The sequence below is a fragment of the Paenibacillus rhizosphaerae genome (assembly GCF_014192015.1).
GTDB classification, from domain to species: Bacteria; Bacillota; Bacilli; order Paenibacillales; family Paenibacillaceae; genus Paenibacillus_AQ; species Paenibacillus_AQ rhizosphaerae.
This window is the reverse complement of record NZ_JACHXJ010000007.1, coordinates 129,524-154,068: the sequence shown is the minus strand read 5'-3', so window position 1 is coordinate 154,068 and position 24,545 is coordinate 129,524. Positions and strand designations below refer to the sequence as shown.

The following is a 24,545-nucleotide window of genomic DNA, read 5'->3' as shown; positions in this document are numbered from 1 at the left end:
AGCTCGTCTGGCTTGAGATAGTAAATAAGAGGCTTCTCTGATCCTAAGGGGTCAGGGAAGCCTTTTTTTTGCGTTTGACGGTTTAATTTTTTGATCAAAAAAGGAATGGTTTCATGCAAAATCGAATCTAACTATTGACTCGTTCAAGCGTTGTAATACGATTACGTTCCAATGGAGGCGAACGAATTATTGGCTCAGAAACTAAGGATCACCTATTTGGATCTCTTGCGCGGCATTGCAATATTGGCTGTGGTCACCATCCACGTGACATCCTATCCGGTAGCCTTTCTGTCCACGGATTCCACCGTGTACCCGCTCTATTTTATCCTGAATACGGCATCACAATTTGCCGTACCGGCGTTTCTGTTTTTGAGTTCACTCGTCCTGTTCTACCGAAATGACAGCGGCGTTCAGAGCAACTGGCTTCTTTTTTATTGGAAACGCTTAAGGCGGATTCTGCTGCCTTACTTGTTCTGGTCCGTGTATTACTCCACTTATCTGTCGTATATCCTGCATATTTCATTCTCAGACGGTCTCCGCAAGTTTCTAGAGGGCTTACCGCTTGGCGGCAGCTATGACCATTTGTATTTCATGATCATCATCGCCCAGTTTTATTTGCTGTTTCCTTTCCTAGCGCTGTTGTTTCAAAAGGTCGGGCAAGTCCGGCGGCATCCCATATTCGTGGGGGCCCTGCTGCAGATCGCCTTCTATTTATTAAATTATTACGTGCTTCATATGCATAAAACGGGGACGTTCGTGCTGACCTACGTCGTCTATTTCTTTTTGGGGGCTTACATGGCCGAACGGTTAAAGGGAGTGCCTTCCCACGAGACGCCGAAATGGAACTACCGGTGGATAGCTCTGTTTCTGGGATCCGCCGTGCTTTTTATCGTGCAAAAATGGCTGCAGCTCGCCAGCCCCCATTGGATTCGCCAGCCTTTTCTATCCAACATCAACTTTATAACGGATTACGCCTACTGCAGCATTGCGTGTGTATTTTTGGTACAGCTCGTTCGAATCCTGGAAGGGAGACCCCCCCTTCAAAAAGTAATGTTTTCTCTCGGCTCCTGCGCCTTCGGCATTTATTTTATTCATCCTTACTTTCTGATTTTGTGGCGGCATTTTGTTATGACGAGCGGACCAATCGCCTATCACCTCCTCACCTGGGCAGGCGGAGCTGCTGCGCTGGCCGCATCCTGGCTGATCACTTGGCTCCTCATGCATACGCCGCTCGGCGTCTATCTTGTCGGGGAATCGAAATGGAGGGCCCGGAATAAGCGCGGCGTATCTCAGCGTGGAACGATGTGAGCTTGGGCCCAAGCAGTGCCGCCCCCATTCGGCTGCCCTGCCTGCCCATAGTTTGATCTTAATCGGTGGTCACCCGCTTTTCTTCCCGGATTTCTCTTCCCAGACCATCCCTGCAAATAAGACGCGTTTCGGTTCAGGTGTAAGCGTGCAGCTCTCCCAGTGGTCCATCTTCACAAGCCCTCGCCGAACGAGCGCAAAAACGGTATTTGTCGTACAATACCAACCCGGTTTCGATAGGTTCCGGGAGTCATCCGGCTCCCTTTCATAAGTCCAATACCCGCCATGCTTCCAGCGTTGAAGCTGCCCGCCATGCTTTTGCGCCATACTCAGCGCTTCCATTTGTTTGTCGGATAGTTTCATATGATCACCACATCATCCTTATTTGTCTTCTCGCCGGCAGAGACGGCGGATCAGGCATTAATATACTGATACCCAAGATAATCCGATTAAACCATAACGGACTGGATCAATTCTGAATATGGGTGAAACAAACCGGCTTTTAACCGGCTTAGGCTTATCAAAAAAATAAACGGATGCCTGTTCCGGCATCCGTGTTCTCATATTATTCATTCCAAAGCAATATTCAGATAAGATTCAATCCTACGCTGTACAATACATACATATACTCCAGATAAGATGGTATCCGTTTGGAAGCAGATATGGCTGACAATAACAATATTTGAGGTGGATCCATGGAGGTTACGCGCATTCTCAAGGAAACGTTGCTCAAATATAGCACAATGTCAAACGCAGAAATCAAGGAGCTTCTCGTAAAAGAACAAGTATTATGCGGGACCGCGGGCATGGCTTCCAAAAAACCAGAGCCCGCAAACCATTTACTTTAGCAGCGGGAGATCACCTTTAAGCCCTCTTTATTGAACGTCGGCCTCTTCCTTCTCATGCATGCGTTCCTTCTCCCACGCCTCGAACCAGGCTAAGATCTCCTTACTGGGAGCCATATCGTAGTCTTCCAAGAAAACCGTTGTCATCTGCTGGTACAGCCGGCGGACCCCGACCCGTTGATTGAGGGAGGCATACAGCTTCATTAATCCTTCGTACCCCTCTTCCCTGTAAGGCATTTTCCGGATCATTTCCTGATACAATCCGATGGCTTCCGCTTGCTGTCCGAGGTGTATGCAGCATTCGGCGATTCTCTTCGCTTGGTCAAACCAGAGCAGCCGGGTCCGCTCCTGTTCGGGCTCTGCCCATCCGTACCCGTGTTCCTCCAGAAAATCCCCCGGGTACTTATCCATGATGGCGATGTGTTCCGGAAGGCTTTCGGGATCCACCGGCGGAGCGCTGCGAAGGGCTTTTTCCCAATCCTCGATATCCAGCGTCACATTTCCGAATTCAAGCCGGTATCCTTCATCCTGAAACTTGATATGTAAATCGATGCCGCTCGTCTTAATCGTTTTCCTAATTTGATAGATGGCCGTGTGAAGCTGGGTTGTCGCTCTCTTCAGGTTAAAATCCGGCCATAACAGGTCGATCAGGGTTTGCTTGCTTACAGTTTTATTCCGGTAATAGATCAGGTACGCAAATAGCTCCGGTGCTTTCAGGGTTCTCCATGAAAAAGACTGGACCTTGCCGCCGGCGGATCGGAAATGCAGGTTTTTCAGGCAGCAAAGCATCATATGGCTTCTGGGTCGGCCCTCTTCCGAAGGGGTATCCGCCGGCGGTGAGGAAGCCACCCGTTTCATCGTGACATCCAGCCTATTGGGATGAATCGGTTTAAGCAAATAGTCCAGCGCGTTAATCTCAAAGGCTTTTATAGCAAATTCCTGATAGGCCGTTACAAAAACAACCTCCAGACCGGGATACATGGCGAACAGGCGGTCAGCCAGTTCAAATCCCGTCATTTCCGGCATATCGATATCCAGAAAGGCAAGGTCCGGGGCGTCCTCCGCCGCTGCATCCAGCGCTTGAAGAGGACTTTGGAAGGCTCGGACAGACAGCGGCTCCAGATTTACTCCTTCCAGCGACTGCAGGAGCCGTTCCATTTTCTTCAAAGCGAGATATTCGTCATCAACAAGAATAATCTTCAAGGTGCGTTCTCCTTTCAGGCCATTTCGAACATGCCGTCTCTTTCTAATGAGGCGCTTTTTCTGCTAGAGTCCGATCATGTACGACGATGCCGCAAACAGCCCCCGCAAAAAGGTCCTCTTCACAGGGCTGCTCCACGATTACCCAATTCGAGAGTATCATTAATTCGGTATCGATTCAATTCGTTTAGTACATTAGTGAATTGAAGTATGGATGACAAACGACCCTTAACTGTAGAACGCGATATTGATCAATCTTATAATTAAAGCAATGACGACAATGAATGACGAGGTATACGCGAGTTGGTTCAGTCTCTGATCTTCTGCGGACTGCCGGCGCCTCTTTTTCGGACGAAGCTTTCTTTTGGCGTCATTCCTTTTAGTAAATCTCCTTGTGGTGAGGCTCCTTTTGGACATGTTGGAAATCCTCCATTATCTGAGGTGTCACGCTGCAAAGGCTGTGCCGGCTGTCTTCATGCTCAGCACCTTATTCTACTTATATGTAGATGAAAGGACAGTGGGAACTATCCGAGTCCCCTCATGTACACTTGCCTCGTTATCTGCAGGTTTTGAACGCAAAAAAAAGCAGGGCTTCCTGCGAGCTTCGCCTGCCCCGATGGGTCGGTGCAAGTTCAGGATCCCTGCTTCTCTATAAATTCCGCCAGACGGCGGTAGATTCCGACGATCTCCTCCATCGGCATCCGCACGAGTCCGCTTGAACTGGGAGCCACAAACTCGTGGATTTCCGGGATGACGGGGTCCGGCTGAAATCCCCAATCCACCTTGGAGCGCCGGCTGTATTCCGTGTACACGCCTTTACCAACAAAACAGGCGATCCGCGGCAGGTACTGCCGCAGTTTTTCCCGGAGAATCTCCCTTCCCTCCGCATACTCCTGCCGCTCAATATCATCAACACCCCGGGTCGGTCTTGCCACAATATTCGTGAAACCGTAGCCGAGCTTCAGGAGATCCTGGTCCTCCGAAGCATCGTACAGTCTCGGCGTCAGCCCCGAGCGGTGCAGAATACGGTAGAAATTGTTCCGCGGGTTGGCGTAATGGTGCCCGGTTTCTCCGGACCGCAGGCTGGGATTAAAGCCGATAAACAGGATGGACAAGCCATCATCGAGATGATCCGGTACCTCGGACATCCTCATCCCCTCCTTTATTTCCGGTTAGTACAATTTATCGGATGTCGCTTTGGCCGTAATTTCCCGGTACTTCAGCGCATCATCCTTCATTCGCAAAGATACGGCCACGTTCAGCATATCGATAACGGCCAGCTGCGACATTTTCGCCGACAAAGAGCTTCCCTGAAGCGGATTCTCCCGGCCCACCATAATCAACACGATGTCCGCCACCTTCGTAATCGGGGAACGGGCGTTGCTCGTAATGGCAATAATGCGGGCACCCGCCTTTTTCGCCAAATTCAAATTGTCGATCGTATCCTTGGTGCTGCCCGAGATAGACAAGCCGACGGCCACGTCGCTGCTCGTCATTAGCGAAGCGCCCATCGCCTGAAAATGGGTATCCGCGACCGCCATACTCCGCTTGCCGATCCGGGCAAAGCTGTGAGCCCCCTGCATCGCCGTCAGCCCCGAGGACCCCACCCCGAAGAAGTGGATGGACGAAGCGCTTAGTAGGCACTCAATCGCCTTGCTCAGCTGCTCCCCATGGATCAGCTCACGCGTCTGGTCAAGGGTCTGGATATGCGTGCCGATGATTTTCTGGCTGAGCGTGACCGCGTCGTCATCCTCGGAAATCTCTTTATGAATATGGTCCGTCGGCTTCACCAAATCCTGCGCCAAAGACAGCTTGAAGTCCTGGAAGCCTTGAAACTTCAGCTTGCGGCAGAAGCGGAGCACCGTCGTTTCCCCAACATCCGCCTTCTCGGCAAGCTCTGTCACCGATTCATAGATAATATCCTGGGCATGCTCCAAAATGTACTGGGCCACCTTCTGCTCGGTTTTCGTCAGTCCGTTCAGATGGCTGCGGATGCTCAGCAGGGTCTTTCCCATTTCCTGCACCATGGACACTTGTATCTTCCCCTTCCTCTTTTAAGCCGGTTCGCGGTGAACCACCCGCATCCTTTTAGGAGATAATTTCCCTAATTATAAAGAATGGAGGTTAATTTCTCCAACAACAATACAATTTTATTGTATAGGCAAAAAAAGAGGATTGCAAGCGAAGGGGGGCTGATGGATGGAGGCATGAACTAAAGGGCCCCTTCATTCAGCGCACGGTACAGTGAAGGGTAATTGGGCCTGAACTCCAGCTGCTCACGGATTTTGGCCGTATCGACAAGCTGCAGCCATGAAGGATCCACAGTCCGGCTGACTGCATCGTCCGGCATCGTCTCGTTGTACATGCTCAAGATTTCTGCCGCGGAGACCGGCTGATCATCCGCCACATTAAAAATCTGCCCCTTTGCCCGGGGAGATTCGATCCCCAACATGACAGCCTGCGCCACATCCGCCTGATGTACCAAATGAATGCGCTGGGCCGGATGCCACTGCCGGAACTTCAGCACCCCTTCCTCCAGGTGAGGATCCCCGTCTCCATAGACAAAAGCCAGGCGAAGTATGCACAGTCCCAGCCCCCGGCTGCGGTAAAGATTCAGCAATTCGCGTTCAGCGGCGGCTTTTGCGATCGGATAGGGACTGATGGGAACAGGAAGATCTTCTTCATTAAAATACCGTTCGTCCGTCCCGGGGCCGTACACCAAATTGGTACTCGCATAAATGAAGCGCGGGACGCCTTCAGCCAGTGCCGCATCGGCTAAAGCGATCGTCCCGTCCATATTCACGGCATGGGATACCTCGGGGGCAACGCCGCGAAATGCAGCCGCAAGATGGACAATCGCGTCTTTGTGAGCGGCCGCCTCCTGTAAAGTTTGCGGTTGCAGCAGATCGCCGATCATGATTTCAGCGCCCAGGCGCTGAAGGTCCCGGGTATGCTCCGGGTTACGGACCAGTACACTGACGGAATAGCCTTGATCCAACAGCCGCGGCACCAGGCGGCTTCCAACGCGGCCGGTTGCTCCAGTGACCAAAATGTTCATGTCATGACTCCTTTTCATCGTTATAATATAGATACATCTTTTGGATTAAAAAGGGTTACCATCCCTTAACCAAGCCGCATATTCAGCAATCCCGAGGTCCAGGGTATATCGGGGCCGCCATCCCAGCTCCTCATGAATCCGGGAAATGTCCATAGCGGGATACTGCGGTCCGTCTCCCTTCCCGGGCCGCAGTTCTATTTTCGCGTCCGGTTCGACTCGCAGAACAGCTTCAACCATCTGTTTGTAGGTGACTACCCGCCCTGTTCCGATGTTATAGACGGAATGAGCCAGAGATGGGGCCGTCTGCAGCCGGGCCAACGCCTCAGCCGTATCCGTGACATAGGCAACATCCATGCCTTCTTCTTCACAGGGGAGCAGCCCGCCCCGTAAATAAGACGACAGCGGTTGGCCATTAACGACCGCATGGACGGCCTGGGCCGGCAGGAAGTACAGTCCGCGGGCCAGTGGGCCAAAGGCGGAAAAGCGAGCGCTGACCACCTCTAGTCCGGTTTGCCGGGAATAAAAATCGCCTATCGTCTCCGTCACTTTTTTGTAAGCCGTCATCGGATAGGGAGCCTGTACCGGCAAAGCGTCGTCCTCCCGCCACAGCGGCATCTCCACTCCTGCATACACCGCGATGGAACTGGCAAGGACGACACGTCTCACCTTTAACCGGCTGCCGGCATCCAGGACATGGAGCAGGCTTTGTAAGGTTTGCTGCATCCCATCAGCGGCCGGCACATTCATACGCGGGGACGCCAGATGCATAAGCCCGGTGACCGCGTGCTTTTTTCCTGCTCCCAGCAGGGATTCCGCTTGAAGCACGTCCACCGTTTCGATAAACAGCCTTTTGTTCAAGTAAGGGGCAAGAAAAGACGGCAGCCGGTCCTCTCGATAACGGGTAATGATAACGTCTTCGCCGAGATCAAGGAGCGCGCGAGCCGCATGGAGGCCGATGAAGCCCATCCCTCCGGTAATCATGATCATACGCTCGATTCCTCCTTACAGTCGTAACGCCGCCGGGCCCTATCCCGGGTCGATACATCCAACTAGGCATCCGGAAGGTCGTTCTCCAACATTATGAATCATTCGAAAAAGCGCTGCCCTCCTGTGCGTAACGTACCATTGGCAGTGTCAGGATAAGGAGGTTTTGCCACATGAATGAAGCATCGGCCGGATTCACATTGGGCGCGTTTTTGCGCGCACGCCGGGAACAGCTGCATCCATCGGATGTGGGCTTACCCTCGCAGGGCAGGCGCCGGACCCCGGGACTCCGCCGTGAAGAAGTGGCTCAGCTCGCGCATATCGGTATTTCGTGGTATACCGCGCTCGAGCAGGGCCGGCAGACGAATCCGTCCGACCAGGTGCTGGACAGCCTGGCCCGGGCATTGAAGCTGAATGAATATGAGCGGCAGTATCTGTATCGACTTGTCAAAGCGCAGGATTCCGCGGGAAGGAATGAAACACCGTTACTGCCTGCCGGGCTGGAGAGAACAGTCCGGTCCCTAGACCCGAATCCGGCGCTGGTCATAGACCGAAAATGGGATCTGCTCGTATGGAACCGCGCCGCCGAGCTCGTATTCGATCTACCCGCGTTCACGGACCATGCCGCTCGGCCGAACTGGCTGATACGCTTCCTGACTGAATCCATTTTGCGCATGAACGACACGGAGCGGGACGAGAAAGTGCAGGTCATGATTGCAAGGTTCCGGGCGGATTGTGCCCGCTACCCAGGAGATCCCGATGTGCAGGCGCTTATTCAGGAGCTGCTGGAAACGAGTGAACCGTTTCGGTTCTACTGGGGCCGCCAGGACATCAGTCAGGCGTCGGATTGTTATAAACGGTGGGAGATCGCGGGGATCGGCCCGCTGGAATTCGAATATATTAATCTCCAGCCTTCGGGAAGCCCGGATCTTCAGCTGATGGTGTATTCGGCAAGTCCGGCGACGTATGAGCGGCTGGGGGAGATGGTGCGGAAAGTGAATGAGGGTTTTTAGAGCAAGAAAAGGCCTCCGGCTGTCCCGGAAGGCCCTCTTTCGTTTGTCTTCGTCACTCCCATGCTCACCTCTGCATCAAACTCCAAAACTCAAACCGTTAGTCCTCCCCTGCTTCCGGCAGCTCCGGCTCGGGTTCGTGTTTAACGACCTCGATCTCCCGGATCAGCGGACCTTCCATGCGCCGGATGGCAAATTCGCAGTCGTCCTGCCGGATGACGTCCCCTTCGGCAAGATCGAACTTTTCGGACAACAGCCAGCCGCCGATCGTGTACACTTCGTCCCCCGCCGGGATATTGGTCCCCAGCTTTTTGTTCACGTCATGGATGAGGGCTTGCGGCTGAAAGCGGTAGCGGTTGTCCTCCAGCTTCGTGATCAGGCCGGATCCCGCTGGCTGCGGGCCGCCGGAGCCCGAAGGAATATCTCCGACGATTTCCTCCAGAATATCCTCCATCGTGACCAGACCCGACGTACCCCCGTACTCGTCCATCAGCACCGCCATATGGATACCCGCTTTTTGCATCTGGGCCAGCAGATCTCTCGCCTGAACGGTCTCAATGACCTGCAGAACCGGGCGGATAAAAGGCGTGATCTTCTCGTCTTCGCCGGTTACACGCCGGACGACCTGATGCAGCATTTCCTTAACGTGGATAATCCCGGTTACACGGTCCTTATCGCCATCTACCGCAACCGGCAGGTAATTGAACGTTTTGCTCTCGATGACATCCAGGACATCCCGGACTGTCGCATCGTGGGAAACGTAACGGATGGAAGTCCGCGGCACCATGATTTCCCGTGCATCCCGCTCGTCGAAATCAAAGACGTTGTTCAGGTAGCGGTACTCGGTTGGCGTAATTTCGCCGCTGCGGTACCCCTCGGTGAGCGCAAAACGGAGCTCTGCTTCGCTTAACGCAGCATCTTCCTCCGATATGGGCTTAACCCCGAAGATGCCGGTAATGAAGCGCGAGGAACGGCTCAGAACCCAGTTGAAGGGATACGTGATTTTGTAAAAAACGATCAGCGGACGGGCAAAAAACAATGCCATCGGTTCAGCGATCTGGATCGCAAAGCTTTTCGGCACGAGCTCCCCGATCACCACCTCAAAGTAGGTCAGGATCAAAAAGGCGATAATGAACGACACGATGCTCTCCACCGACTCGGGTGTATGCATGAGCTCAAACAGCGGATGGATCAGCCGCTCCACGGTGGATTCCCCCAGCCAGCCGAGAGCCATCGAGGTCAGCGTCGTTCCGAGCTGGCAGGCGGACAGAAACTCGTCCAGGCGGGAAATGATATGTTTGACCGCACGGGCGTTTTTATTGCCTTCGGTCACCAATTGATTAATGCGGGACACTCGGACCCGGATCACCGAATATTCGGAGGCGACGAAGAACGCGGTCAATGCGATGAGCAGAACAACGAATATAATTTTCACAATTTCCACAGCATTTCCTTACCCTGCGCCTCGGGCGGCGGTGAGCGGCCAGGATAAGGAGCACCTCCTTTATGTTCAACGGATGAAAAATCTCTTGGAATGTATTTACCCAATTTTCAGGGGGAACGCATGGATTCGGATGGGCGGGTTCGGAGAACCCGTGGGAAGAGCGGGCCGTTACTTCGACTTTTCGCGCGCGGGAGGAACGGGCATTGGGCTTCAGCCGCTGTTGAATTCATGTTGTTTGGGATTTTAATTGGTGGTCACAACACGAATTCAAAGGCGGCACGTAAACTTTACGCCTCAATCCCCTTTTCCTCCAGGTGCAGCTGTTGCAGGAGTAACAGACCTAAGAAAGTTTCATCAGCATCCTTGTAAGAAGCCAGGCCGCGTTTTATCGAAAATTCTTTTACGACATGAGGAAGCCCGTATCTTCTGAAGCCTACATTTTCTCAGACCAAAAAAAATCCCGACGATTCATAGAATCGTCGGGTCCTCCTTTAACTGTGAATTTCCTTCGGCACATTTGAACCCTGCATCCCTTGAACCAAACATCCCCGCTAAAGCCTTAAATATCTTCCAGTGATCGAGGCGCTGCAATCGATGCTATCTTTCGGTATGCCTTCAAACATCACCTGGCCGCCTTCTTCACCGGCCCCGGGACCGAGATCGATCATCCAGTCGGCCTGACGGATCACCTGCAAATTGTGCTCGATCACGATCAAGGTGCTGCCCCGCTCAACGAGGCGGTTCATGAGGCCGATCAGGAGCTCGACGTCAGACATATGCAGTCCGGTGGTCGGCTCGTCCAGAACATACAGGGTCCCCTCTCCTTCCAGCTCTGCGGCCAGCTTGGCCCGCTGCAATTCGCCGCCCGACAACGTACTCAGAGGTTGTCCCAAGGATAAATAGCCGAGACCTACTTCCTTTAATCTTTTGAGCGGCGTTTCAATTTCCTTTTCATGAAATACGTTGAGCGCATCCTCCACGGTCATCGCCAGGACGTCGCTGATGCTTTTCCCGCGGAAACGATAGGACAGAACCTGTTTTGTATAACGCTTTCCCTCGCATGCTTCGCAGATGCTGGAGACCGTATCCATAAACGCGAGATCGGTCGATATGATCCCCAAGCCCTTGCAGTGGGGACAAGCCCCTTCGGAGTTGAAGCTGAACAGCGAAGCGTTGACGCGATTTTCCTTGGCGAACAAAGTCCGGATTGTGTCGAAGATGTCCGTATAGGTGGCCAGATTGGACCGGTTGGAGGCGTGGATCGCTCCCTGGTCAATGAAAATCGCCTCGGGATAGTACCTCGGAAGAACTTGACGGATCAGCGTGCTTTTCCCGGATCCCGCCACTCCGGTAACAACGGTCATCACGCCGGCCGGAATTTGAACGCTGATATCTTTGAGATTATTCATAGTCGCATGCTCGATGGCGAGCCAGCCGCTGGGCTTCCTGATCTCCATTTTGAAAGCGAGGTTACGATTTAAGTACTTGGCGGTTAATGTTGGGGACGACAGCAGTTGGTGAAAGCTCCCCTGGAATACAACCTCTCCACCGCGGGTTCCGGCGCGCGGCCCCATCTCCACAATGTAATCGGCGATCTGGATCACATCCGGATCATGCTCTACAATCAGGACGGTGTTGCCTTTATCCCGCAGCTGCTTAAGCAATTGGTTGATGGTGTGGACATCATGCGGATGAAGCCCAATGCTGGGTTCGTCAAAAATATACAGCAAATCGGATAAGCTGCTGCCGAGCTGACGCACCATCTTGATCCGCTGCGATTCACCGCCCGACAAGCTGGGCGTTTCGCGACTCATGCTTAAATACCCAAGGCCAACCGCCAGCAAATTTTCCAGGCGCTTTACGATCGCGTCCGTCACCGTCTGTACTTCGGGCTCGCGGATGGAACGTATAAACCCGATAAGCTCGCTGACTTGCATAGCCGCGCAATCGGCAATGCTCTTTCCGTTAATTTTGCAGGACAACACGCGCGGGTTCAGACGGCCGCCGCGGCATGAAGCGCACAGCTTCTCGCTCACGATGCGGTCGATCGCCTCTCTATATCTTTTAGCATCTCTCGAATCTTTATATAGAAACGTACGTTTTATGCGCGGAATGACCCCTTCATAGAGAGACGTCGGCGGCCACCCCTCCGTTGGACTTGGCGGCTTGAACCCGCTTTGATGGAGCAGCGTGTCCATCTCCTCATCCGTATAATCCTTCAGCTTTTTGTCGTTATCGAACAGGCCGGTGCAGACATACCTTTTCCACCTGACGTCGCCGGGCATGAATGTTGGGAACAGAATAGCCCCCTCGTTAAGTGATTTTTCCCTATCGATCAACCGGTCGACGTTGATGTCTTTCACTTTCCCCAAGCCTTCACAGTCCGGACACATGCCTTGAGGGTTGTTAAAGGAAAACACGTCGGAATACCCAACGAAAGGAGTTCCGATCCGGGAAAACAACAGCCGCAGCAGCGCGTAAATATCCGTAACCGTGCCCACGGTAGATCTCGCATTCCCGCCGATCCTTTTTTGATTCATGACAATAACCGCCGGTAAATGCTCAATGGCATCCACCTCCGGCTGCCCGTAATGAGGGAGCCGGTTGCGAATGAAGCTGGAGTACGATTCGTTGAATTGCCGCTGCGATTCCGCTGCGATCGTATCGAAGACAAGCGCCGATTTGCCGGAGCCGGATACGCCTACAAAGACCGTAATTTGCTTTTTGGGGATCGTCACATGAATTCCCTTCAGATTTTTTTCTCTTCCGCCGACGACGCGAATATCATCTTCTTTGATCATGTGGATGCCTCCTCTTGCGATTTGTATAAAATAGTTTATGCTAAAACCATGCCAGAAACTGTCATGGTTAAGTGAAGAGGAGGGACTTTTGTGAGTAAAGCCAAACAACTGTTTGATTTGATCTTGTATGTGAATACCAAGCGCAGCTTTACAGCACAGGATGTCGCGCATGAATTTGGCATTTCTGTCCGAACGGCGCACCGGTATCTTACGGATATTGCCGATATGGGCGTCCCGCTCTATACAGAACCAGGAAGAAGCGGTGGTTATCGGGTACTGAGCAACCGGACACTGCCGCCGATCATGTTTAACGAGGAAGAAGCGTTCGCTATCTTTTTTGCTTTCCAGGCATTGAAGTACTATCAATCGCTTCCTTTTGATATTCATATTGATTCCGTCTCCCGCAAGCTGTACGCAAGCCTGCCTGACGATACAAAAAGAAAAATGGACAGCCTGGATTCAGTGATCACGTTTTGGAATCAAAAAAGGACCGTCCCGTCTCCATTTCTAAAGGAAATCATTGAGGCCGCCGCCGCGCACCAGCTGCTTAAAATCGAGTACGTGTCGAAGCTGGAGAATACAGTGAGAGAAGTGGCTCCGATCGGCATATACGCCAGTGATGGCTTCTGGTACATGCCTGCGTTCGATCAGGCTCATGGCGAAATCCGGCTGTTTCGGACGGACCGGATCGTATCTTTGGAACGAACGTCCGAAGTATTTGCACCTCAGATCGAACTGCCGGACTGGCTTAACCGGAGTATGGCGCAAACGCCGGAATCACCTGTTCGTTTATATGTAGAGTTGACCCGCGAGGGCTTGAGGCAGTGCCGCAGTCAGCCATGGCTGGAGCCGTATATCGTGGAGGTTAGCCCGGATCAAGGTTACATTGAAAGTGTAATTGATCAGCGTGAATTGGAATTCGTTTCCGGCTACTTTTTTCAACTGGGTACTGCCGTTACAGTCATCGAACCGCGCGAGCTTGTGGATGGGATTCGTGAGCAGGCACGGGAGATCCTTCGCCAGTATTCATGAGACGTTCTGCTGTAAACCGTTTTTCATGCAAAAAAGCCTGCACAGCGGTTTCAAACGCTGTACAGGCATTCTCTGGATTATCCGGATTAGAACAGGCTGCGCTGAAAATCGGCGATCGCCTTATATTCCTCTTCCAGATTGCGTGAAATTTTGATAAAGATCGGCAGCAGCTGATGGTAAATTTGTGCGTTCTCCTTCACCGGCTTATGCTGATGCGTCGATCCGACCATGCCGGAGACGACGCTCAGCGAATCGACTTTGCCCATTGCATACAAGCCAAGCACGACGGCGCCCAGGCAGGAGCTCTCGAAGCTCTCCGGCACGACGACTTCCTGATCGAAGATGTCGGCCATCATTTGGCGCCACAGCGGAGAACGGGAAAACCCGCCGGTCGCGTGGATTTTGGCCGGACGCCCGATGCGTTCCTCCATCGCCAGCAGTACGGTATATAAGTTGAAAATGACACCTTCAAGGACGGCGCGGATCATATGCTCCTTGCGGTGGTGCATCGTCAGGCCGAAGAACGATCCACGGGCATCGGGGTTCCAGAGCGGGGCGCGCTCCCCGGTCAAATAAGGGTGGAACAGCAGCCCGTCGGATCCCGGATTCACCTGTTCCGCAATCCGCGTCAGCAAGTCGTACGAATTGATGCCGAGACGCTTGGCGGTCTCGATCTCGGATGCGGCCAGTTCGTCGTGCACCCATTGGAACAGCATGCCGCCGTTGTTGACGGGACCGCCGATCACCCACAGCTTCTCCGTCAGGGCGTAGCAGAAAATGCGGCCCTTCGGATCCGTTGCCGGATGATCGACCACGGTGCGGATTGCTCCGCTGGTGCCGATGGTGGCGGCAACGACACCAGGCTCGATCGCATTGACGCCCAGATTGGACAACACGCCGTCGCTCGCACCTACGATAAACGGCGTGGAAGGATCGAGCCCCATCTCGGCGGCAAACGTCTTATCCAGCCCATCCATGCGGTGCGTGGTCGGAACAAGCTCGGACAGCTGGCTTGGCGTAATGCCGGCAACCTCCAGCGCCTCTTCGTCCCAATCCAGCTTGTTCAGGTTCATGAGGCCGGTACAGGAGGCCATCGAATGATCGACGACGTACCGGTTGAACAGCTTGGCGAACACGTATTCCTTAATCGAGATGAACTTGGACGTCTTTTCGAAAATGTCCGGATTGTCATGACGCAGCCACATCAATTTGGTCAGCGGGGACATCGGATGGATCGGCGTACCTGTGCGCAGGTAAATTTCATGACCGTTCATGTCGTTCTTCAGCACTTCGGACCATTTCGCGCTGCGGTTATCCGCCCATGTAATGCAGTTCATCAGCGGCTTCCCGTCTTGGCCGACCGGAATGACGCTGTGCATGGCCGAACTGAACGAGACGAACATCACCTGTTCTGGTCGGATTCCGCTTGTATCCATCACCTGCTTCACCGAATGGATTACAGCTGTAAATATCAGATCCGGATCCTGCTCGGCAATGGACGATGTCGGTGTCAGTAGCGGATAGCCTTCACTTCCCTTGGCCACAACCTTTCCGTTTTCTTCGAACAGAACGGCCTTGGTGCTCGTCGTTCCAATATCGATTCCGATCATCATATTACTGCTCATGTTTCACCCTTCTTTCTTCTTCACTAGGACATATCCTTATACTACCAGACTGAGCACCAGGATGATAATCAATGCAACAATCGACAACAGCGTTTCCATGACAGTCCAGGATTTCAGCGTCTGCGGAACGGACATGTTAAAGAATTCCTTGACCATCCAGAAGCCGGCGTCGTTGACATGCGACAGGACGAGCGAGCCCGCTCCGGTCGCCAGCACGACGAGCTCGACATTGGCTGCCGGGTTCATGGCTAGCACCGGTGCGACGATCCCGGCAGTCGTGGTCATGGCTACGGTGGCGGAACCGGTTGCAACACGGATGAGTGCGGCCACGAACCATGCAAACAAAATAATGTTGATGTGAGCCGAAGTCGCGATTTGGGCAATGGCATCACCTACGCCGCTGTTAATGAGCACTTGCTTGAACGCCCCGCCGCCACCGATGATCAAAATAATCGTGGCTGTCGGCGCCAGACATTCGCTCGTAAACTTGGATACCTGTTCTTTCGTAAAGCCTCTGGCAAAGCCGAGGGAGAAGAATGAAAACACGACCGAAATCAGGAGCGCAATAATTTCGTTTCCGATAAATTCACAGAACAGCGTAAAACCGTTCGAAGCGTCCGGGTCGACAATCGAAGCGATCGAACCGATCAGCATCAGGATGACCGGCATCAGAATCGTCAGCAGTGTAATGCCGAAGCCCGGAAGCTTGCGCGTGCTGCTGCTGGAGAACTGCTCTGCCAGCTCGGCAGGCGGTTCGACCTGGATGCGTTTGCCGATCCATTTGCCAAAGAGCGGCCCGGCCACAATCGCCGTCGGTATACCCACAATCAGGGAGAACAGGATCGTTTTGCCCAAATTCGCCTGATACGCGTCAATGGCGATCATCGGTGCCGGATGCGGCGGAACAAGGCCGTGTACGGTGGACAGACCGGCCAGAATCGGAATACCGATTTGCAGCAGCGACATTTTGGTTTTACGGGCGACGGTAAAAATAATCGGGATCAGCAGGATGACACCGACCTCAAAAAATACCGGAATCCCTACGATAAAGCCGACGATCATCATCGCCCAGTGAACGCGTTTCTCCCCGAAACGGTTCACAAGGGTCGTGGCGATCTGTTCGGCGCCGCCGGATTCAGCCATCATTTTGCCCAGCATCGTGCCGAGACCGATGACGATCGCGATCGTGCCGAGCGTGCCGCCAAGCCCCTTAGTTACAGAATCGATAATATCCATCGACTTCATGCCGGTCAGGAATCCGAGCAGCAGGGCGGACAACAACAGGGTCACAAACGGATTCCACTTGAATTTGGCAATAAATACAATAAGAAATGCAATGGCGATCAGTGTCCATACAATGAGCGTCCAATGATGGCTCATACCGAATATACTGGACATGGGTTGCCCTCCTTTTGTTCGTACATGATGTTTTCACATATGATACCCATGATTCCAAGCTTTGATTTTTAATACTTGCATACTTGTCGACAACATGAGGCGGAAGCTGCCCGCAAGCAGCCCCATTTCGTTCATATAGTGGGATGAAAGGCAGGCCGAAGCTCTAAACATCCGTTAAGCTGCGGTGCAGCGTCTGGCGTGAATCGGCGAAATACTCCTGTACAAGCTTCTGGATTTCGTCCTCATCACCTGAAGCCAGCCCGTCCATAATTTTCAGATGCTTGCCGATCACGGACCCGAGCTTCTCTTCCCCTTTGGAGAAGATCTCCTCCGTCGTAATAAGCATGACGGTCATCACGATTGGCCGGATGCTGCTCCATAAATGCAAAATGCGCTTATGGTCCGCAGCCGTAATAATCGCCTCGTGAAAGGACAAGTCCTGAAACGAAAATTCGATGGCATCCTGATGCTTTACCGCAAGCTCCATCCGGTCAACGATCCGGCGCAGCGTCATCAGCAGCTGATCCCTGTCCATCTGTGCCAGCCGCTGCTGAACGAAGCTCTCGATCAGGAAGCGGACATCGTACAATTCAACAATATCGGTCAGGCTCAGTCCGACGACGACGGCACCCATCCGTTCGAGCCGGATCAGCCCTTCGCTCGAGAGCGATTTCAAGGCTTCTCTGACAGGGGAACGGCTTGTCCCGAAATCGGCGGCCACCCGGTTCTCTGAAATGATTTCACCCGGCTTGATCCGGCCGCTGATGATCTGCAGCCTTAGCTCGGATGCAATCGACTCTCCCAAGGAAACACCCTGCAGCCAGGATGAAGGATAACGCAGCATGAGACAACTCTCCTAAATCAATGTATGTACAATGACGTACGCTACCGATTTTATCATACAACCGACCGCCGCATCCATGGTGGGGGGATCTGCTCTCCGGAAGCCCGCCTCAGCCGTTGGCCCCAACCGTGTAACCGCAGCCGTGTGGTTAACCCGATTTTTTCCTTTTTTCAAAAGAACCATGCAACAACGAAGAACCGGAATGCGTCTTTTTCCACGAAGCCCCGTTGTGCTTCGAAAAAGAAACGCTTCCAGTTTTATTGTGCTCTGCCCTGACTGACCTGCCTCTGCCTCTGCCTCTGCCTCTGCCTCTGCCTCTGCCTCTGCCTCCAAGTATACTTGTATACAACTTGTGATCGTCTTTATTTTAAAACAATTCGTACGATCTGTAAACCGCGTGGATGAAACATCCAGCACACCCAGCCTCGTAAAGGGGAGATTGAGCTTGAAAAAAATAGCCGGCAGCCGAATTCTTGCAGCCGACCCGGAAGGCAAGCTGTCAACGCCCCGGCAGGAGTTTACTCAGGCGGTTATCGCGCCGGGCGAGCTGGCCGGTATCCGCTTCGCGAAGCATCAGGCCGGCAGACAGAGCCGGTACAATTTCGACCATGATGAAGGCGATTTGTTCCGCCTCACCTCCCCGGTCACTCCGCCGGATCCCGACGCAGGCGTCGTTCTGGCACAGAAGGACGCTTTTGCCGGACACCAATTTCTGCTGGTCGAGCATGCGGAGGGAAGCCTCTCCTAGAAGGCGGCAGCCCGGATCGAGCAAGCCAAAGGGCTCAACATCCAAAGCCAGGGACTCATCGGACAAATCGCCCCTGATGTGCAGTTGGGTATCGTCCAGTACGACAAAGGCGGCAAGCCGCTGGCCAGCCTCGTGCTGATCACACCGGATACGCTGCTGTTTCACGATTTTGAAGGAACGGATGACCCGAACTCCACCTGGCGCGTCGACGACGGCGGGCAGATGGACCCGCAGCGGTTCCACGTCTTATTTGTCACCCGTTCCGGGCCTGGCTATACGCTGGGATACGAATGGTGGAGCGCGGAAGGAACGAACCTGGCCGTGCTGCAGCAGATGGTGCCGTATTTCGCGTCGTGCTGGAAGGCGGCCGCTACACGGCGCCGATGTAACCTAGCCCAAATCCCAGGCGGTATGGATTTTCGGCACGTCGCTGATCAGCTGCCTCGTATAGGCTTGCTGCGGGTTCAGAATAATGTCTTCGGCCGGTCCCCTCTCGACGATTTGGCCCTTCTCCATAATGTAAATCGTGTCGCTCACGTAATAGGCAAGCCCAACGTCATGCGTAATAAAAATAATCGTCATCTCGTTCTCATCCCTCAGCTTCAGCAGCATGTCGAGAATGGTAGACCGGGAGCAGGCGTCGACCATCGAGGTGGGTTCATCCGCGATCAGCACCTTCGGATGGAGCATAAAAATCCGGGCGATCATGAGCCGCTGCATCTGCCCGCCGGACAGCTCGAACGGATACTTGTTGTACAGCTCCTCAAACTTCAGGTTGACGAAAGAGCAGGCTTCCTTCATTTTGTTGAACTGCTCTTCCTTGGTGAGCTTCAGCCCCTGCAGTCGGATGCAGCTGAGCAGCAGCTTCTCCACCCGCTGGAACAGGTTAAAGGACGAGAACGGGTCCTGAAAGATCGCCTGAATGTCTTTCCAGTACTTTTTCCGGTCGGCATGGCGGCGGAGCACTCTGGGCTGACCTTTGTAATCGATGCTGCCCCCCGACTCCTTTAAGAGGCCCATGATGATTTTCGCCAGGGTGGTTTTGCCGCTGCCGCTCTCGCCGACGATGGAAATGATTTCACCCTTATGAAAATCGAAGTCCACCGTATCGACCGCCGTCGTTTTGGCCGCCCCGTACCCGAATACTTTCGTAATGCCTCTGCCGCGGATCAACAGGTCACGACTGCTCATTCGCATACCACTCCTTCAGCGTTCCTGTGTCAAAATGGCACCGGTACTGGCGGCCGTCCACTTCCTTGACCGCCACATTGTTTTCCCTGCATTGATCCTGGGCGTAAGAGCACCGCTCGGCAAACCGGCAGCCGGCCGGCACATGCTTCAAATTCGGCGGCGTACCCGGAATGGCCGCCAGCTTGTGCCCCTTCATCCCCTCCTCCGGAACGATGATGGAGCCCATCAGCTTCTTCGTATACGGATGCAGCGGATCAAAGATCATCTGCTCGGCCGTACCCCGCTCCACGATCTCTCCCGCGTACATGACCATAATGTCGTCGGTGACGTGGTACAAGAGCGGCAGCTCATGCGTGATGAATACCAGTGAGCGGATGAACTGCTTGTCGAGCAGGTCCTTCATCAGCTTGATGACGGCCTTCTGCGACGTCACGTCCAGCGCGGACGTCGGTTCGTCGGCGATCAGCACCTTCGGATTCAGAATGGTGGAAATCGCAATGACCGTCCGCTGCTTCATGCCCCCGGAGAGCTCATTCGGATACGAGCGCAGCACCTTCGGCGACAGATTAAGCGTTTCAAACCGCTCGACGGCCATATCCCACACCTGTTTCTTGGTGAGCTCGGGCCGGTGCTCTTTCATAATATCCTCAATAAAGCGGATGATCCGCAGCGTCGGATTGAGGGCATTCATGGCCGCCTGGGGAATATACGCGATTTCCCGCCCGGAAATTTGCGTGCGCAGCTGCTCCTTGCTCAGCTTCATAATGTCGCGGCCGTGGATTTGGATCGAACCGCTGCCGTAATGGAGCGGCGGAAAATAAAATCCCATCAGGCTCAGCGCCAGCGTCGACTTGCCGCAGCCGGATTCGCCGGCGATGCCGAGCGTCTTCCCCTCTTCCAGCACGAAATCGACGCCGTCAACGGCAAACACTTTTTCCTTAAGCCGGGTTTTATAATAGGTTTTCAGTCCGCTAACTTCCAGAATGTTTGTAGTCATCGGCCTAGCTCCTTATTTTCGGATTAAAAATTTCGTCCATGCCCGTGTTCATCATATACAGCGAGAACGTGATCAGCGCGATCGACAGCGCCGCCGGAATAAACGCCCACCATGCGCCCGCTACCGGCGCCTCGAAGACGAGCGCCCAGTTCATGATGATGCCAAGGGAGATCGTATTGTACGGCCCCAGCCCCAGCATCGAGATGGAAGCCTCCGACAGAATGCCGGACGCGGTCTGCAGCACAAACGCCATGACGACATAAGACGCGATGTAGGGCAAAATTTCAAAAACGATGATCCGGGGCGTGCTGTGTCCGGAAATTTTGGCGATATGGACATGATCCCGGTTGCGGAGCGAGCTGGTCTGCGCCCGGACGGCCCGGGCCGTCCACGGCCAGCTGGTGATGCCGATAATGATCGCCGTCACGAGTGAGCTGCGCGAGTTGATGCTGACCGAGATGAGGATCAGGATAATAAACGACGGAATGACGATAAAAATGTTCGTGATCGAGGTCAGCAAATTATCCACGATGCCGCCGATGTAGCCGGAAGCGAGGCCGATAATGAGTCCGATCGCCGTGGCGAATACGCCTGCGATGAGACCGACCCGGATCGAGGTCTGGATGCCGTACATCAGCTCCAGGAACAGATCCCGCCCGAAATTGTCCGAACCGAGCCACAGCTGCGAACTCGGCGGCTGAAACGCCAGGGCGATCATCTCCAGCGGATCCTTCCTGTTGATCATCGGGAAGATGAGCACCAGCGCCAGCATGACGATGAATATCCCTGCCCCCAGCATGAATTTGGGGGACTTGATGAGAATGTTGAAGGAGTTTTTCATATTACTGATCCTCCATTTGCGAGGCTTTGATCCGCGGATCGATAAAACCGTAAATGATATCAATCGTAAAGTTGGCCAGCAGAACAGAGAGCGCGATCAGCAGCGTACAGCCGGAAATGAGCGGGTAATCGAGCTGACGGATGGCCGTAAACAGCCAGGTGCCGATGCCCGGATAGCTGAACACGATTTCGCAGATGAGCGAACCGCCCACCATCGTGCCGATGGACAAGGCCAGTCCGGTAATTTGGGGAAGCATGGCGTTCCGGAACACGTATCTGGAAATGCGTGAGTCGCGGATCCCGAGCAGCTTGCTGTACAGCACATAGTCGGCATTCAGCTCGTAAATGGACATCTCCCGCATTCCGATCGCCTGGCCACCGATGGTGACGAGCACGATCGAGAGGAATGGCAGCGTATGGTGGCGGATGACCGAGCCGATAAATTCGAAGCTGAGCTGCGGAATCATTTGAAAATCATACCCTCCGGACAGCGGGAACCATCCCAGCGTCAAGGCGAATACGTACAGCATGATGATGGCCAGCGTAAAAAAGGGAATCGAGTTCACGAACAGGGCCACCGGGAAGATCACTTTGTCGAACACGCCTTTTTTATAGGCGGCTACGGCTCCGAGCACGTTGCCCAGAATCCAGCCCACCAGAATCGCCGGCAGCTGCAGGCCGATCGTCCACGGCACGGCCGAAGCCAGGATGTCCGTCACCTTTTTCGGATACAGGCCGAAGGAGGTGCCGAGGTTGCCGGTAAACAGGTTTTGCACATAGATGAGAAACTGCTGCCAGAGCGGCTTGTCAACACCAAACTCCTGGATGAACGTCTCATAGACCCGTTTGATCGTATCGCTGTCCGTCATTCCTTTGGTCATTTGCGAGACGATCATGGCGACGGGGTTCCCCTCGATCATGCGCGGAAGGAAAAAGTTCAGAGAAACGGCAATGACGAGCGTCACCAGGTACCAGAACAGCTTTTTTACGAAATATTTGGCATAGGCATTCAAGAAGGTCCCTCCCTTGATCTTTGGATCGGCGGCGGATGCGTCTTGGAAAAGAGGGCCCGCATGGCGCTCCAGCAGTGCCGGGAGCCTCCCATGCAGGCCGCTTCCTTGGGCTTAGTTGTGAATCTGGTACAGCGCCCGGATGCCCGCGCCATCCATGGCGATTTGCGGAGGAATGTTGCTTCCGTCTCCGTCAACGGGGAAGCCTTTCCATACCGATTCATTGACCGTATGGAACACCCACGGACGATACATGAGCGGAATGGACGGAATGTCGGTCAGCCAGATTTTCGTCAGATCGGTGTACAGAGTTTTGAGTTCGGCCTGATCGGTGACGCTCGGAATTTTGTCGATAATTTGGTCGGCCTGGTCGTTTTTGTAACGGCCCCAGTTCCAGAACGCCATTTCGCCGAGCGGAGCCACTTCCTTGGAATACATAATGTCATGCGCTCTGCTCCACGGCTGGCTCGGATTGACGCCGCCCGCAGGCGTGTTCATGATGATGTCGAACTTGCCGGTTTGCAGGTCGTTCGTCCATACCGGCGCTTCCGGGAACTTCGTGCGGATCTCGATGCCGATCGCTTTGGCGCTCTGAGCCACGATCTCCAGCGCCGCATTCCAGTCGGACCAGCCGTACGGGCATTCGACTTCAAATGGCCCGAGGCGGGTGCCGTTCAGCACGCGGATGCCGTCTTTGCCTTTTTTGGCGCCGATGCTGTCGAGCAGCTCGTTGGCCGCCTTGACGTCGGTCGTCCACTGCAGCGATTTGATCGCATCCTGATCGACGTACTTGGACTCCGCATCCGTGTTCAGCGTCAGGGACGGCTGCATCGCGGCGGAGTAGCCGCTCATTGCGAGGTCGGAAATTTTCTTGTAATCGATGCTCATCGCGATCGCGCGGCGGACGTCCGGGTTATCCAGCCCTTTTTTCGAGAAATTAAAGAAGATCGACGGCATGGAGCCCGGCACGTAATAAGGTGCGTCTTTCAGATAGGTTTTGATGGGAGCGCCGTTCTTCCACATGTTCCAGACCTGCGGGATGAACTGCTGGGAGACGTCCACCTGCCCGCTCTTGAAGGCCAAATCGCCGGCTGCGTTATCTTTGTAAATGACGTGCGTAATAAATTTCGGAGCAGGCAGCTTGCCGAAGAGCGACTTGCCCCAGTAATTGTCGTCGCGGACAATGGTGATTTTCTGGTCGTTGTAGAAGTAGATTTTGTAAGGGCCGGTGGCTACCGGATTGGCATTGACTTCCTTACGGATCGTCGCCAGATCGTTGTTGGCCTTCTTCTCGATTTCTTCCCAAATATGTTTGGGCATCATCGGAATCAGCTCGATGCTGTCGAGCACCGTCAGGCGGTTCGGATTGTCTTTGTTCAGCGTGATCTTGACCGCATTCGGGCCGTCCGCTGTGACATCCGCGATGTACGCCCAGTAGTTGCTCCAGTTAATGTCGTATTTTTTGCCGAGCTGGTAGGTGTACACGACGTCATCGGATGTAAACGGCTGGCCGTCGCTCCACTTGGCGTCCTTGTTCAGCTCGATATGCAGCGTCATGTCGTCGGACCACTCGTATTTGGTGCCGAGCAGCGGCTCAAGCTTGCCGTCCAGCTGGTTGATCATGAACAGCGTCTCGTAGACCAGCTCTCTCGAGTTTCCGTAGTTGATCGGGAAGGCCGGATTGCCGCTCAGCAGGTTGAAGTTGGACGGCGGCCCCCATTGAAGTCCGTTAATGTAAAGGGTTTCATTTCTCGGCGTTTCTTTGGCGTCTCCGCTCGTTGCCGGCTGGTTCGCTGCGGGCTCGGTCGTCGCGGGCTCCGTGGCTTTTTCTCCCTGATCGGCCGGCGTGTTTTCTCCTTGCGCCGGCGGCGTTGTCGTTCCCGTTGCGGAAGGCGGCTGCACGGTCTGGCAGCCCGCGATCATAACGGTTGCCGCCACCAACAGGGCCATGAGCGGCTTGGAAGCTAATTTCAGCTTCATGTGAACTCCCCCATTTCCTCCAATTCACATCTACATAAAATTGAACTAAAGAAAAGGAAAGCACCTCGCCTGTATTCCAGATGGAATCAAGAGAAGAAGCAAGGTAAAACTTTAGTTCATTTTATATACATGCAAGCGTGCTGCAGAATCCACGTCTTCCGACCGGAAGGTCCGCGCCTCCTGGATCCGAAGAGACCGAACCTCTTCATTCTGAGGAAACCGCATACCCACCT

At 53.9% G+C, this 24,545-nt stretch carries 20 protein-coding genes; 3 read left to right on the top strand and 17 right to left on the bottom strand.

All coding sequences use genetic code 11. The annotated features are described in order from the left end of the window. Positions 1-189: 189 nt before the first annotated feature. Positions 190-1,308, top strand: coding sequence for an acyltransferase (locus FHS19_RS30820; protein ID WP_183586633.1), 1,119 nt, complete (start codon positions 190-192; stop codon positions 1,306-1,308). A 69-nt stretch (positions 1,309-1,377) separates the two neighbouring features. Here FHS19_RS30820 and FHS19_RS30815 read toward each other — a convergent pair whose 3' ends face one another. The 6 genes from FHS19_RS30815 to FHS19_RS30790 all read right to left on the bottom strand — a co-directional run bounded on the left by FHS19_RS30815 (position 1,378) and on the right by FHS19_RS30790 (position 7,395). Next, positions 1,378-1,668, bottom strand: coding sequence for a hypothetical protein (locus FHS19_RS30815; RefSeq protein ID WP_183586631.1), 291 nt, complete (start codon positions 1,666-1,668; stop codon positions 1,378-1,380). A 512-nt stretch (positions 1,669-2,180) separates the two neighbouring features. Next, complete coding sequence (locus FHS19_RS30810) at positions 2,181-3,353, bottom strand: response regulator (protein WP_183586629.1); 1,173 nt, start codon at positions 3,351-3,353, stop codon at positions 2,181-2,183. 629 nt (positions 3,354-3,982) lie between these two features. Continuing rightward, positions 3,983-4,498, bottom strand: a complete 516-nt coding sequence (locus FHS19_RS30805) for a mismatch-specific DNA-glycosylase (RefSeq protein ID WP_183586627.1) — start codon at positions 4,496-4,498, stop codon at positions 3,983-3,985. Between the two features lie 24 nt (positions 4,499-4,522). Next, positions 4,523-5,377 (bottom strand): MurR/RpiR family transcriptional regulator, encoded by an 855-nt coding sequence (locus FHS19_RS30800; protein WP_183587026.1) that lies wholly within the window; start codon positions 5,375-5,377, stop codon positions 4,523-4,525. A 185-nt stretch (positions 5,378-5,562) separates the two neighbouring features. Then, positions 5,563-6,408: an NAD-dependent epimerase/dehydratase family protein gene (locus FHS19_RS30795; RefSeq protein WP_183586625.1), complete on the bottom strand. Its 846-nt coding sequence runs from the start codon at positions 6,406-6,408 to the stop codon at positions 5,563-5,565. Positions 6,409-6,453: 45 nt separating this feature from the next. After that, positions 6,454-7,395, bottom strand: coding sequence for an NAD-dependent epimerase/dehydratase family protein (locus FHS19_RS30790; protein ID WP_183586623.1), 942 nt, complete (start codon positions 7,393-7,395; stop codon positions 6,454-6,456). 170 nt (positions 7,396-7,565) lie between these two features. Here FHS19_RS30790 and FHS19_RS30785 point away from each other — a divergent pair, with 170 nt between their 5' ends. Beyond that, a complete protein-coding gene (locus FHS19_RS30785) occupies positions 7,566-8,405 on the top strand; it encodes a helix-turn-helix transcriptional regulator (RefSeq protein ID WP_183586621.1) in 840 nt (279 codons plus the stop codon). 97 nt (positions 8,406-8,502) lie between these two features. On the opposite strand, the gene FHS19_RS30780 is transcribed toward FHS19_RS30785, so the two are convergent. Further along, positions 8,503-9,846, bottom strand: coding sequence for a hemolysin family protein (locus FHS19_RS30780; RefSeq protein ID WP_183586619.1), 1,344 nt, complete (start codon positions 9,844-9,846; stop codon positions 8,503-8,505). A 551-nt stretch (positions 9,847-10,397) separates the two neighbouring features. Next, positions 10,398-12,644 (bottom strand): ATP-binding cassette domain-containing protein, encoded by a 2,247-nt coding sequence (locus tag FHS19_RS30775; RefSeq protein WP_204797563.1) that lies wholly within the window; start codon positions 12,642-12,644, stop codon positions 10,398-10,400. A gap of 93 nt (positions 12,645-12,737) precedes the next feature. Here FHS19_RS30775 and FHS19_RS30770 point away from each other — a divergent pair, with 93 nt between their 5' ends. After that, positions 12,738-13,679, top strand: coding sequence for a helix-turn-helix transcriptional regulator (locus tag FHS19_RS30770; RefSeq protein ID WP_183586615.1), 942 nt, complete (start codon positions 12,738-12,740; stop codon positions 13,677-13,679). Positions 13,680-13,765: 86 nt separating this feature from the next. On the opposite strand, the gene gntK is transcribed toward FHS19_RS30770, so the two are convergent. The 9 genes from gntK to FHS19_RS30725 form a co-directional block, all read right to left on the bottom strand. Continuing rightward, positions 13,766-15,304: a gluconokinase gene (gntK, locus tag FHS19_RS30765; protein WP_183586613.1), complete on the bottom strand. Its 1,539-nt coding sequence runs from the start codon at positions 15,302-15,304 to the stop codon at positions 13,766-13,768. A gap of 36 nt (positions 15,305-15,340) precedes the next feature. Next, on the bottom strand, positions 15,341-16,702 hold the full coding sequence (locus FHS19_RS30760; protein ID WP_183586611.1) for a GntP family permease: 1,362 nt from the start codon (positions 16,700-16,702) through the stop codon (positions 15,341-15,343). A 163-nt stretch (positions 16,703-16,865) separates the two neighbouring features. Then, positions 16,866-17,543 carry a GntR family transcriptional regulator gene (locus FHS19_RS30755; RefSeq protein WP_183587024.1) on the bottom strand — a complete coding sequence of 226 codons (678 nt, stop codon included), beginning with the start codon at positions 17,541-17,543 and terminating at the stop codon, positions 16,866-16,868. A gap of 502 nt (positions 17,544-18,045) precedes the next feature. Beyond that, a complete protein-coding gene (locus FHS19_RS30750; RefSeq protein ID WP_183586609.1) occupies positions 18,046-18,537 on the bottom strand; it encodes a hypothetical protein in 492 nt (163 codons plus the stop codon). Positions 18,538-18,684: 147 nt separating this feature from the next. Further along, entirely contained in the window at positions 18,685-19,485 is an 801-nt protein-coding gene (locus FHS19_RS30745) for an ABC transporter ATP-binding protein (protein ID WP_183586607.1), read from the bottom strand. After that, on the bottom strand, positions 19,472-20,482 hold the full coding sequence (locus FHS19_RS30740) for an ABC transporter ATP-binding protein (protein WP_183586605.1): 1,011 nt from the start codon (positions 20,480-20,482) through the stop codon (positions 19,472-19,474). The genes FHS19_RS30745 and FHS19_RS30740 overlap by 14 nt, the downstream gene beginning before the upstream one ends. A gap of 4 nt (positions 20,483-20,486) precedes the next feature. Next, positions 20,487-21,323 (bottom strand): ABC transporter permease, encoded by an 837-nt coding sequence (locus FHS19_RS30735; protein ID WP_183586603.1) that lies wholly within the window; start codon positions 21,321-21,323, stop codon positions 20,487-20,489. 1 nt (position 21,324) lies between these two features. Beyond that, on the bottom strand, positions 21,325-22,335 hold the full coding sequence (locus tag FHS19_RS30730; RefSeq protein ID WP_076173597.1) for an ABC transporter permease: 1,011 nt from the start codon (positions 22,333-22,335) through the stop codon (positions 21,325-21,327). 111 nt (positions 22,336-22,446) lie between these two features. Further along, a complete protein-coding gene (locus FHS19_RS30725; RefSeq protein WP_183586601.1) occupies positions 22,447-24,312 on the bottom strand; it encodes an ABC transporter substrate-binding protein in 1,866 nt (621 codons plus the stop codon). Between the last annotated feature and the right edge of the window lie 233 nt (positions 24,313-24,545).

Bases quoted from the DNA above. Each gene is read 5' to 3' on its own strand.
- FHS19_RS30740 (WP_183586605.1), bottom strand. From the start codon at position 20,482: ATGACTACAAACATTCTGGAAGTTAGCGGACTGAAAACCTATTATAAA.
- FHS19_RS30815 (WP_183586631.1), bottom strand. From the start codon at position 1,668: ATGAAACTATCCGACAAACAAATGGAAGCGCTGAGTATGGCGCAAAAG.
- FHS19_RS30805 (WP_183586627.1), bottom strand. From the start codon at position 4,498: ATGTCCGAGGTACCGGATCATCTCGATGATGGCTTGTCCATCCTGTTT.
- FHS19_RS30790 (WP_183586623.1), bottom strand. From the start codon at position 7,395: ATGATCATGATTACCGGAGGGATGGGCTTCATCGGCCTCCATGCGGCT.
- FHS19_RS30760 (WP_183586611.1), bottom strand. From the start codon at position 16,702: ATGTCCAGTATATTCGGTATGAGCCATCATTGGACGCTCATTGTATGG.
- FHS19_RS30795 (WP_183586625.1), bottom strand. From the start codon at position 6,408: ATGAACATTTTGGTCACTGGAGCAACCGGCCGCGTTGGAAGCCGCCTG.
- gntK (WP_183586613.1), bottom strand. From the start codon at position 15,304: ATGAGCAGTAATATGATGATCGGAATCGATATTGGAACGACGAGCACC.
- FHS19_RS30785 (WP_183586621.1), top strand. From the start codon at position 7,566: ATGAATGAAGCATCGGCCGGATTCACATTGGGCGCGTTTTTGCGCGCA.
- FHS19_RS30725 (WP_183586601.1), bottom strand. From the start codon at position 24,312: ATGAAGCTGAAATTAGCTTCCAAGCCGCTCATGGCCCTGTTGGTGGCG.
- FHS19_RS30800 (WP_183587026.1), bottom strand. From the start codon at position 5,377: ATGGTGCAGGAAATGGGAAAGACCCTGCTGAGCATCCGCAGCCATCTG.
- FHS19_RS30745 (WP_183586607.1), bottom strand. From the start codon at position 19,485: ATGAGCAGTCGTGACCTGTTGATCCGCGGCAGAGGCATTACGAAAGTA.
- FHS19_RS30735 (WP_183586603.1), bottom strand. From the start codon at position 21,323: ATGAAAAACTCCTTCAACATTCTCATCAAGTCCCCCAAATTCATGCTG.